Origin of the sequence: Albidovulum sp., assembly GCF_049646345.1 — a bacterium.
In the GTDB taxonomy this organism is placed as follows: Bacteria; Pseudomonadota; Alphaproteobacteria; order Rhodobacterales; family Rhodobacteraceae; genus Albidovulum.
This window is the reverse complement of sequence record NZ_JBARVQ010000093.1, coordinates 1-7,949: the sequence shown is the minus strand read 5'-3', so window position 1 is coordinate 7,949 and position 7,949 is coordinate 1. Positions and strand designations below refer to the sequence as shown.

10 protein-coding genes are annotated in these 7,949 nt (G+C 62.3%); 3 read left to right on the top strand and 7 right to left on the bottom strand.

All coding sequences use genetic code 11. The features are described 5' to 3' along the window. A partial coding sequence (locus WBB85_RS02360) for an ATP phosphoribosyltransferase regulatory subunit (protein ID WP_432637018.1) occupies positions 1 to 777 on the bottom strand: 777 nt, incomplete at its 3' end. Positions 778 to 930: 153 nt separating this feature from the next. Between WBB85_RS02360 and WBB85_RS02355 the strand changes: the two genes are divergently transcribed. Both WBB85_RS02355 and WBB85_RS02350 read left to right on the top strand, forming a co-directional pair. Next, positions 931 to 1,137, top strand: coding sequence for a SlyX family protein (locus WBB85_RS02355; protein ID WP_432637017.1), 207 nt, complete (start codon positions 931 to 933; stop codon positions 1,135 to 1,137). 70 nt (positions 1,138 to 1,207) lie between these two features. After that, complete coding sequence (locus WBB85_RS02350; protein WP_432637016.1) at positions 1,208 to 2,281, top strand: AbrB family transcriptional regulator; 1,074 nt, start codon at positions 1,208 to 1,210, stop codon at positions 2,279 to 2,281. A gap of 20 nt (positions 2,282 to 2,301) precedes the next feature. On the opposite strand, the gene WBB85_RS02345 is transcribed toward WBB85_RS02350, so the two are convergent. After that, positions 2,302 to 2,775, bottom strand: coding sequence for a hypothetical protein (locus WBB85_RS02345; protein ID WP_432637015.1), 474 nt, complete (start codon positions 2,773 to 2,775; stop codon positions 2,302 to 2,304). Positions 2,776 to 2,808: 33 nt separating this feature from the next. Continuing rightward, positions 2,809 to 3,177, bottom strand: a complete 369-nt coding sequence (locus WBB85_RS02340) for a hypothetical protein (protein ID WP_432637014.1) — start codon at positions 3,175 to 3,177, stop codon at positions 2,809 to 2,811. On the opposite strand from WBB85_RS02340, the gene WBB85_RS02335 reads away from it, so the two are divergent. After that, entirely contained in the window at positions 3,151 to 3,396 is a 246-nt protein-coding gene (locus WBB85_RS02335) for a hypothetical protein (RefSeq protein WP_432637013.1), read from the top strand. The genes WBB85_RS02340 and WBB85_RS02335 overlap by 27 nt on opposite strands. Before the next feature lie 344 nt (positions 3,397 to 3,740). Here WBB85_RS02335 and WBB85_RS02330 read toward each other — a convergent pair whose 3' ends face one another. The 4 genes from WBB85_RS02330 to WBB85_RS02315 form a co-directional block, all read right to left on the bottom strand. Next, a complete protein-coding gene (locus tag WBB85_RS02330) occupies positions 3,741 to 4,952 on the bottom strand; it encodes a dynamin family protein (RefSeq protein WP_432637012.1) in 1,212 nt (403 codons plus the stop codon). A 9-nt stretch (positions 4,953 to 4,961) separates the two neighbouring features. Continuing rightward, positions 4,962 to 7,082: a dynamin family protein gene (locus WBB85_RS02325; protein WP_432637011.1), complete on the bottom strand. Its 2,121-nt coding sequence runs from the start codon at positions 7,080 to 7,082 to the stop codon at positions 4,962 to 4,964. Between the two features lie 2 nt (positions 7,083 to 7,084). Continuing rightward, positions 7,085 to 7,369 (bottom strand): hypothetical protein, encoded by a 285-nt coding sequence (locus tag WBB85_RS02320; RefSeq protein WP_432637010.1) that lies wholly within the window; start codon positions 7,367 to 7,369, stop codon positions 7,085 to 7,087. Positions 7,370 to 7,504: 135 nt separating this feature from the next. Further along, the gene (locus WBB85_RS02315) at positions 7,505 to 7,861 is read right to left on the bottom strand and encodes a roadblock/LC7 domain-containing protein (RefSeq protein ID WP_432637009.1); all 357 of its coding nucleotides are present in this window, start codon (positions 7,859 to 7,861) and stop codon (positions 7,505 to 7,507) included. Between the last annotated feature and the right edge of the window lie 88 nt (positions 7,862 to 7,949).

The window sequence follows — 7,949 nt, the reverse complement described above, 5'->3', positions numbered from 1 at the left end:
GACCAACTCATTCGCGTCGAACATGAAAAAGGCCATGATCTTCTCGGCCGCCGCGTAATCCAACCCTGCGCCGTCGGTAAAGTCGCCGCTTTCATCTTTCCGACCACGTCCCAATAGCGCCCGCACTCCCTCTGAGCCGAGCCTATCGATTTTGTCGATGGCGCGCATGACGATGCCGCGTTCGTGTTCGAACTTCGACGGATCGGTGGGGTCGAGGATGCCCGCGACCTCCATTACACCATTCAGAACTTTACGATTGTTTACCTTAACGATGTAGTCGCCGCGCTCGATGCCCACGGCCTCCAGCGTGTCGGCCAGCATGGCGCAGATTTCGGCGTCGGCGGCGACGGAGCCTGATCCGACCGTATCTGCATCGCATTGATAAAATTGGCGAAACCTGCCCGGCCCCGGCTTTTCGTTGCGCCAGACCGGGCCCATCGCGTAGCGGCGATAGGGGGTGGGCAGGTCGTTGCGGTATTGCGCGGCGACCCGCGCGAGGGGGGCGGTCAGGTCGTAGCGGAGCGCCAGCCAGTCGGCGTCATCCTCTTGCCAGGCGAACACGCCTTCATTCGGGCGGTCCACATCGGGCAGGAATTTCCCAAGCGCCTCAACGGTTTCGACGGCAGAGGTCTCCAGGGGATCGAAGCCATAGCGGTGATAGACGGCGGCGATCTTGTCGAGCATCGCCTTGCGCTCTGTCACCTCGGCGCCGAAATAATCGCGGAAACCTTTGGGCGTTTCGGCCTTTGGTTTCCTCGGTCCTTTATCCTTGGCCATGATCCGACCCTTCACTTCTATCCGCGCGCGGGTGTAACGGAAGGGGGACGGGGGAACAAGCCGGTCGAAGGGGCCCCGATTGGCCTGTCGGCGAAACGTCGGCAAAGTGTCGGCAAAACGTATGGCACCTGTATGGCACCCCGGGTGGGAGGAATGATGGACAGGCTGGACAAGACCGAAGAGGAGGTTGCGCATCTGCGCCGCGCGGTTGACGATCTGTCGGACGTTGTGGCGCGGCAGGCGGGCGAGATCGACCTTCTGACCCGCCGGGTGGCTTTGCTGATGCAGCGGGTGGCCGAGGCCGAGACGGATGCGACGGGAACGATCCCGCTTGCCGATCAGAAACCGCCACATTGGTAAGGGGCGCGGACAGGTTGATGTCAGGATCGGGCGAGAGAAGATGGGCAATGTCACCTGACCCCGGTTCCGCATGACGCCCCGCCTGACCTCATTCTTCGGTTCACCGCACTGGCCGACCGTGGCCCTGACCTATGCGCTGGGTCTGGCCGGGGGTTTTGTCGCCAAGGCGCTGCATCTGCCATTGCCGATGCTGCTCGGATCGCTGCTGGCGGTCGGGGCGGCGGCGATTGCCGGGCTGAGCCCCTTGGGCCATCCGCCGCAGGCGCCGCAGAAGATCCGGATGCTGTTCATCCCCATCGTCGGCATCGCCATCGGCGGGGCGGCACGGCCCGAGATACTTGATGAGGTGGCGCATTGGCTGCCCTCGCTGGCAGCACTTTGCCTCTTCATCCCGCTGGTGCATTGGCTTGGCTTCCGGCTGCTGACCGCGACGGGGCAGGTCGACCGGTTGACGGCCCTTTACGGCACCGCCCCCGGGGGCCTTGTCGAGACCGTGCAGATGGGAGAGGAGGCGGGGGCGGATGTGCAGATGCTGGCGATGCTGCAATTCCTGCGGCTGATCCTGACCATTGTTCTGGTGCCGGTCGCCTTTTCGGTGATGGAGGGGCATGCTGTCGGCTCTGCCGGGGGTGCTGCGGTGGCGGGTGCGCCGTTGCATGCCGCCGATGTGGCGATCCTGACGGTTTGCGCCGTGGTCGGGGCCATCATCGGTCTGCGCCTGCATCTGCCTGCGGGCCATGTGCTGGGGCCGATCCTGCTGTCGGCGGCCGCCCATATGGCGGGCTGGACCGAAGGTGTGCCGCCCGGCTGGCTGCTGGCGGCGGCACAGGTGGTGATCGGAACCTCGCTGGGGGTGCGGTTCGCGGGCATGCCGAAGATGCGCATTCTGATCGCGCTCAGGCTGGCCCTGATGAACGCAGCCGTGACCATTGGCGGTGCGATGCTGTTCGCCGTGGCCCTTGCCCCGGTCGCGGGCGAACCGGTGCGCGCGGTGTTTCTGGCCTTCGCGCCGGGCGGGCTGGTCGAGATGGGCCTGATCGCGCTGTCGCTGAATATGTCGATCCTCTACGTGACCGCTCATCACCTGCTGAGGATCATCCTGTCGGTCAGCGTCGCACGCGCCTTTGGCAGGCGGCTGCGCTGAGGTGCAAGCACCGGCGATGGTCAGGGTTCGGCCGTGGCCTTGTCCCCTGTCGCCGGGTCGATGAGATCGTGCAGGGACTGTCCGACCTTTCCGACCTTGTCCTTGACCTTAACCTTCGCTTCGCCGGTGTGCTGGGCGACTGCCATGGCCAGACCGTCCTTCACCGCATCCCAAAGCGCCGCCATATCGCCCGATGACGATGTTTCAAGCCGGTCCCGGTCCAGATCGAGTGTGAAGTGGAACTCGGCATCGCCGCCCCGGGATGCAAGCACCTTGCCCAGCGACCCGACCGCCAGTTTTTCGACCATTCCGGCCCGCTCGGGCGCGCGGACCTGAAGATCGCGGGTGGTGATCGACCAGTCCATATCGATGGTCCGGTCGTCGCGGGTCCATTCATCCTCGACCCGGGCCGAAATCGTTCCTTCTGCCAGCCAGTCCAGCGGCGCGCGCGGAACCAGCGTGGCCAGAAGCGCGCCCGGCACGTCTTCGAACACCCATTGCGTCCGCCGACCGTCGCCCGCAATGCGCTAGGTGACCACCGACAGGGGCACCCTGTCGATCCGCGCGCCGAGATTGGAGCGGAAGAAGACATCGAACACCGCCATCCGGCTGCGGAACGGTTCAACCGAGGCTCTGGCAATCTCGATCCGGTGCGATGGTTTGTCACCCTGCGCGACGGTCAGGTCCAGCGCCTCGAACCGCCCGAGCTCGACGATGAAATCGCGGCGCGGCTTCCCGGTCGCCGGATCATCTGTATCGCTCTCGGCTTTCAAGGGCAGAACCAGATCGCCCGTCACCTGACGCAAGGCCACGTCTTCGATCGTCGGCACAGACCACAGCAGCGACAGAATGTCGATGTCGAGCGCGGCGTGACCGACGTCGAGATCGGCCTTCACCCCGTCGTGTTCAGCCCGTGTGACCGTCACGCCATCAAGCTCGACCCGGCCGGTCAGGAGATTACCCGAAGCCTGCGCGAACCGCAGGTCATACCCGGTGCGGTCGCCGATCCGGGCAAGGCCGTAACGCAGGGTGGCATCGAAGAAAAAGGTGTTGAGGGCGACAACGCCGAGCCCGATCAGCGCAGCGATTGCCGCCGGGACGTGCAGCTAGCGTGAGGAAAGAAACCGCCTCATCTCTCCCATCTGCGCGGGTTGGTCACGCCGTTTCACGCGACCGCCCGATAATGCGATGACGATGGCAATCAGGATTTCAAGGAGGAGCGATGCAAGCCCGATCACCACACCCACAAGCGGCGCGATCAGCGCGATCAGCGCTTCGGCGAGAAGTATGACAAGCAGTTACAAGCCGGTTTCCCTTTGTCGTGTTTCGGGTCAGGACAGCATGTTTCGCTTAAGAGAGAAACCGGAAATCGCACAGCCGGATTGACGCCCGGAGACCTGCTGGCCCGATGCTGCGTCCTGGCACATGGGGGCAGTTCCGTATGATCGCCCCTCAAAGGTCAGTCGCAGGCCGCCTGATAGGTCGCCTGAAGCCGTCCGAAGGCACGCAAGGCGATACCGGGGTTCATCTTCGCAGTCCGGTTGAACATGAAGATGACCGACCCGTCATCGCAGGCCTCAAACACCAGAAGATGGTTCTTCGTGGTGATCTGGGTCCGGCCCAACGTGGTTTCGACACCGTCGAAATCAAAGGCGGTTTTGTGAACGCTCACGCAATCGAGGCAGGCCTGTGCGGCGGCCGTTACGTCATCTGCGCTACCGGCAAGGCCGATGGGGTTGTCCGCATCACCGGCCGGGACCACGCCCGCGCTGACAACGCCGTTGAGGCTTTCGGTCAGGGCGCGAAGCTCTGCCTGCCATTCGGGACCGTCTGCGGTTTCCCCGGCTGCGGTCGCGGCACCTTCGGTCTGATCGACCGCTTCAACGGGTGCTTCAGGCGGATCAAATGGAACGACCGTGGGGCCTTCGGATGCCGGTGCGGTTTTGGCCGCGTGATCGGGTGTCGCGCCGATCAGATCGAGCCCGGCAAGGGCTGACCAGAGTTGCGGCCCACCCGCGACCTGCCATTCCTCTTCGCTGTCCTTTGCCTTGGTGATCTGCTTGCGGGAGCCGTGCAGAAACACGATCCCGTCCACATAATCTTCGGCTTCACGCTCCAGCCTTTCACGGACCCGGTCCTGATCGCGTTCGCTGCGATACTTGTCCGCGCGCGACACGGCGAGGATCGTGGGCAGAGGACGGATTTCCTTTATGCTGGCGATGATCGTCTTCTCGCTCAGCCGCCAGGCCTGGGACCCGATCGTTGCCCAGATCAGGATATCGGCGTTTTCAATATGGTGCCGGACATCCTCGGCGATCGGACCGTCTTCGAGATAGGGCAGTTCGGTGAATTCAAAGCCCCGCAACTGGTCCGCCGGAAGGGTCGCGCTGACCGATGCAGCCTCGGCAAGATCACGGGCCAGCGGCATTGTTGCATGGGGGCGCGGTGCTGCGCCCGCAGCCTCGGTCGCGATACCGGGCTTGTCGCCGCCACTGATCTTTACGACCGGTCTTGGCCCCTTGCCGGTGATGGCCGGGATCAGAGTGTCGCGCATGAGAATGTTCAGGACGGTGGATTTGCCCGAACTGAATTCGCCGCAGACAATGACCCGGGTGGGGCGCTGTTCCGAAACCGTCGCCTCGGCGACGAGCTTTGCGTGGTTAACTGTCATACCCGCCCCCTATGCCGCATCCTGAAGAGCGGTCTTCGACAAACCGCCATCTATCGCCCGCAGCCGCTTCAATCTGGCTTCAAGAACCTCCAGCCGCTGCTGCAGACGCTCTGACATCGCGCCGAGCTTGTCGGAATTGGCTGCCAGCTTGTCCAGAACCTCCTTGTCCTGTTCAAGCCGCCCCTGCCGTTCGGTCACGCTGGTCTCGACCGTCCGCAGGATCACGCCGATGCGCCGCGCGCCGGAATGGGTCCGGTCGGTCAGCGCCTCGATAAAAGCGGCCTGGATCTTTTCGATGGACGGGCGGAGTTCGGCCATCGCGATCACCCGCAAGGCATTGAGCGATTTCTCGATACTTGCCGAACTGCGTTTCCAGAACGCCCAACTGCGATCCGTGATCAGCGTCGCGTCCAGCCTCTTCTTGGACAAGGTCAGCGTCGAGGCGAATTCGTCGAATGGCAGATCGTCAAGCGATACACCGTCGGCAGCGGCCCCGAATACGGAACCGGTGATACCGCGACAGGCCTCAAGGCATCCCGAAAGAACCTGATCGGCCACGTCCCGCGAAGTGCGGAAATTTGTCTGGACGGCGCGTTCAAGCGCCCATCTGAGCGGTTGCATGTCCAGCGACAGTTGCTGATCCTCGCCGTCACGGCGCGACTTGCCGGTCAGATGCGCCTTGATGGTCGGCCCCTGATCTTCGACGAATTGCTCGATGGCCTCACTCAGGCTGGTGCTCAGGGCGCGTTCCGCGCCAATGACGACCTTGTCAACCTGCGCATGCATGCCGGTAAAAAGCCCCTGAACTTCGCTTTGAATGCCCTCCAGTTCAGCAATCTCGGCCTCCAGCGTCGCGATCGCATCCGACGAACGCGACAGACCGATCGTGTCGAGCTGTTGCCGGAGCGATGCCTGCTCTTGCTGGGCCGAGGTGCGGCTGCCTACGATTTCAGCGCGGATATCGGCAAGGATCTCATTGAGTTGCTGACATCCGACGCCATTGTCGATGACCGCAGAGAGCGTGCTTTTCAGATCGTAGAGGCCCGAAGCCGCCAGCAGCCGTTCGCGCTGATCCTCGGGGACCGTGCCGATCTGCGCCTCAAGATAGGCGCGCAGTTCTTCGGTGTCGTGCTCATCGCGCATCGCCTTGGCATCGTCATCCTCGCGCATCGCGATTTCGGCGAAAAGCGCGCTGCCGGCGTGAATGGTGAATTCGATATCCGGTATGTCACTCGACAGGCGGGCCGAGACATCTGCAATGACCTGATCGACCTCGGTCCCGTAATCCTCCATCTCGTCGATGCGGTTGATGAAGATGATCACATCCTTCGAATCCTGCTGGGCCAGTATACGGATCAGCGCGATATCGACATCGGTCAGCGCCTGATGCGCGGACAGGACGACAATGAAGATGTCCGATTTGTCGAGGCTGCGGCAAGTGAATTCATCCCGCACAAGGAACGGATCATTGACGCCGGGCGTATCGGTCAGGATCGCCGGAACCTGGAATTCGGGCATCTGCATGTAGATGTTGGCGACCTTGGTGATCGACGCGTAACGGCCCAGAGCTTCGCGGTCGAGCCCGTCATCCGACCCCGGGCCGGCGCAGACATAGCGCGACAGAAGATCCGGCGACACGAAATCGTAAGAATGGCTGGTGCCGAGCAGCACATGGTAATGCTTGCCAAGCCGGCGTTGTGCCCGGTCGCGCATTGCGATGCTCTGTTCGCGCAGCAGATCGGTATCGAACCCCGGCAAAAGCTCCTCGGTCATCTTGCGGACTTCGGATTTGCCGTCGATGATCTCTTGCCAGTCCTTCTCGTCGAAGAAGTCGAACGAGGCGCCGGTTTCGGGGTCTCCCTTCACGTTGATGCGGATATTGGTCACCACGGAGGTCCACGGATTGACATCCGAGGGCAGGAATTCGCGGTTCTGCAGGAAGGCATTCATGAACGAGGATTTGCCGGCCTTCACCTGACCGATGACGGCAATCCGGGCGGCCCAGCCGTCCAGACGCTGTCTGAGCGCGTGATACCCTTTTCGACCGTTTTCACCCTGACCGTTCTGAAGTTCGTCCAGGGTGGCGCTCAGGAAATCGAGTTGTTTTTTCTGAAGGGGGGCGATTTGCATGACTAACTCCTGATGTCGTCGGCAAACACAACGACGGGCACTGAAAAGACGGAAATGCCGGAGGGCGCAAAGCCGACCGGCAGGGGCGAGTACTGTTTTACGGGGAGCGAATTCTCTTCGCTGCCCGGATTGTGAGGGTGCACGATCGCATCGGGCATGTGCAGCATCGGATGCATCGCGAGATTCTGGCGGCGATCTGCAGACCTGCCGTAAATCGCGCTGGCTGGTTCCGGGCAAAGACGCGTTCCGCGCCGGTCAGACCTCTTCCTGTCGTAAAGCCGCACCATTCCTCACCCCGTCGGATTCGAAGCCGGCAGCCGCCAAACACAATCCTGGCATCACATGGAAATAGCGTTCGCGCTGCGTCTCGTTTTGTAGGGAGATCCCCCACCTGAGCGGAGGGGGAACTCTGGCTTTTCAGGTCAGACCTTGAGGGTGCCTTCGACGTTCTTCACGTTCAGGCGGGCCATGCCGAGATTGGCCGACTTCTTGTCGAGGGCGACATAGATGAAGACCGAGCTGTTCGAGGACAGCGGGCGGATCAGGTGGTACTGCGTCCCGAGGGTGATCAGGATGTCTTCGATATGATCCTTCAGACCAAGGGCCGCCATGGCAGCGTTCTTGGCCCGAACAACCTCGGTGTTCGCAGCGCCAGCCGCTTCGAGGTCGAATTTCACGCCGCTGCTTTCCGAGGCGAGCATGAGGCCCGAGTCGGAGTCAACGAGGCAGGCGCCGATGAAGCCGGCGATGTTCTTCAGTTCTGAGATGTCGGTGGACACTTTGGTTACTCCATACAGATGATCACATTCATAGATTTGTAACCAAGTACGGCGTGACTAGGGCGCAAACAGGGTTATTTCCGGCTGA

Bases quoted from the DNA above. Each gene is read 5' to 3' on its own strand.
- WBB85_RS02355 (WP_432637017.1), top strand. From the start codon at position 931: ATGATGGACAGGCTGGACAAGACCGAAGAGGAGGTTGCGCATCTGCGC.
- WBB85_RS02350 (WP_432637016.1), top strand. From the start codon at position 1,208: ATGACGCCCCGCCTGACCTCATTCTTCGGTTCACCGCACTGGCCGACC.
- WBB85_RS02330 (WP_432637012.1), bottom strand. From the start codon at position 4,952: ATGACAGTTAACCACGCAAAGCTCGTCGCCGAGGCGACGGTTTCGGAA.
- WBB85_RS02325 (WP_432637011.1), bottom strand. From the start codon at position 7,082: ATGCAAATCGCCCCCCTTCAGAAAAAACAACTCGATTTCCTGAGCGCC.
- WBB85_RS02320 (WP_432637010.1), bottom strand. From the start codon at position 7,369: ATGGTGCGGCTTTACGACAGGAAGAGGTCTGACCGGCGCGGAACGCGT.